The organism is Shewanella sp. ALD9 (assembly GCF_002836315.1).
Classification (GTDB): Bacteria; Pseudomonadota; Gammaproteobacteria; order Enterobacterales; family Shewanellaceae; genus Shewanella.
In genome coordinates, this window is the sequence record NZ_PJCD01000011.1 from 1 (window position 1) to 2,037 (window position 2,037).

Genomic DNA, 2,037 nt, shown 5'->3' on the forward strand with positions numbered 1-2,037 from the left:
AGAAAATAAAATGCGATGCCATAACCGATTATGACAACGGCGGAAGGGGCAAGCTTAGTAAAGCCCTCGCTAGATTTTAATGCGGATGTTGCGATTACTTCGCCAACTATTGCGATAACAAGAAAAAGCCAGCCTTTCATGATATATCTCCCAATTTGTGTAGGGCTTATTATGCACGCTTAAAAATAATAAAAGCAGACTTGACCTGATAGTTTGGCTGTGAGCAATTATGTGCTTAGTGCATCTAACGCCGGAGTTAAGCCGCCGCGCGTAGCGCGGTCGGCTTGAACGAATTGTTAGACATCATTTACCAACTGACTTGATGATCTCGCCTTTCACAAAGCGAATAAATTCTTCCAAGTGATCTGCGCGTGAGGCCAAGTGATCTTCTTTTTGTCCCAGATAAGCTTGCTTAGCTTCAAGTAAGACGGGCTGATACTGGGCAGGTAGGCGTTTTATTGCCCAGTCGGCAGCGACATCCTTCGGCGCGATTTTGCCGGTTATTGCGCTGTACCAAATGCGGGACAACGTAAGCACTACATTTCGCTCATCGCCGGCCCAGTCGGGCTGCGAGTTCCATAGCTTCAAGGTTTCCCTCAGCGCCTCGAATAGATCCTGTTCAGGAACCGGGTCAAAGAATTCCTCCGCTGCCGGACCTACCAAGGCAACGCTATGTTCTCTTGCTTTTGTAAGCAGGATAGCTAGATCAATGTCGATCATGGCTGGCTCGAAGATACCCGCAAGAATGTCATTGCGCTGCCATTCTCCAAATTGCAGCTCGCGCTTAGCCGGATAACGCCACGGGATGATGTCGTCATGCACGACAAGGGTGACTTCTATAGCGCGGAGCGTCTCGCTCTCGCCAGGGAAAGCCGAAGCCTCCATAAGATCATTGAGCAATGCTCGCCGCGTCGTTTCATCAAGCTTTACGGCCACAGTAACCAACAAATCAATATCGCTGTATGGCTTCAGGCCGCCATCCACTGCGGAGCCGTACAAATGCACGGCCAGCAACGTTGATTCCAGATGGCGCTCAATGACGCTTAGCACCTCTGATAGTTGGTTCGAAATTTCGATGGTCACCGCTTCCCTCATGATGTCTAACTTTGTTTTAGGGCGACTGCCCTGCTGCGTAACATCGTTGCTGCTCCATAACATCAAACATCGACCCACGGCGTAACGCGCTTGCTGCTTGGATGCCCGAGGCATAGACTGTACAAAAAAACAGTCATAACAAGCCATGAAAACCGCCACTGCGCCGTTACCACCGCTGCGTTCGGTCAAGGTTCTGGACCAGTTGCGTGAGCGCATACGCTACTTGCATTACAGCTTACCAACCGAACAGGCTTATGTCCACTGGGTTCGTGCCTTCATCCGTTTCCACGGTGTGCGTCACCCGGCAACCTTGGGCAGCAGCGAAGTCGAGGCATTTCTGTCCTGGCTGGCGAACGAGCGCAAGGTTTCGGTCTCCACGCATCGTCAGGCATTGGCGGCCTTGCTGTTCTTCTACGGCAAGGTGCTGTGCACGGATCTGCCCTGGCTTCAGGAGATCGGAAGACCTCGGCCGTCGCGGCGCTTGCCGGTGGTGCTGACCCCGGATGAAGTGGTTCGCATCCTCGGTTTTCTGGAAGGCGAGCATCGTTTGTTCGCCCAGCTTCTGTATGGAACGGGCATGCGGATCAGTGAGGGTTTGCAACTGCGGGTCAAGGATCTGGATTTCGATCACGGCACGATCATCGTGCGGGAGGGCAAGGGCTCCAAGGATCGGGCCTTGATGTTACCCGAGAGCTTGGCACCCAGCCTGCGCGAGCAGCTGTCGCGTGCACGGGCATGGTGGCTGAAGGACCAGGCCGAGGGCCGCAGCGGCGTTGCGCTTCCCGACGCCCTTGAGCGGAAGTATCCGCGCGCCGGGCATTCCTGGCCGTGGTTCTGGGTTTTTGCGCAGCACACGCATTCGACCGATCCACGGAGCGGTGTCGTGCGTCGCCATCACATGTATGACCAGACCTTTCAGCGCGCCTTCAAACGTGCCGTAGA

At 54.1% G+C, this 2,037-nt stretch carries 2 protein-coding genes and 1 pseudogene; 1 reads left to right on the forward strand and 2 read right to left on the reverse strand.

The window, feature by feature from the left end:
- Together CXF88_RS14270 and CXF88_RS14275 are read right to left on the reverse strand one after the other, a co-directional pair.
- A partial coding sequence (locus tag CXF88_RS14270; protein WP_038349987.1) for an SMR family transporter occupies positions 1-140 on the reverse strand: 140 nt, incomplete at its 3' end.
- A 116-nt stretch (positions 141-256) separates the two neighbouring features.
- Positions 257-1,095: pseudogene (locus tag CXF88_RS14275) on the reverse strand (AadA family aminoglycoside 3''-O-nucleotidyltransferase).
- 145 nt (positions 1,096-1,240) lie between these two features.
- Between CXF88_RS14275 and intI1 the strand changes: the two are divergent.
- A partial coding sequence (gene intI1, locus CXF88_RS14280) for a class 1 integron integrase IntI1 (protein ID WP_079284715.1) occupies positions 1,241-2,037 on the forward strand: 797 nt, incomplete at its 3' end.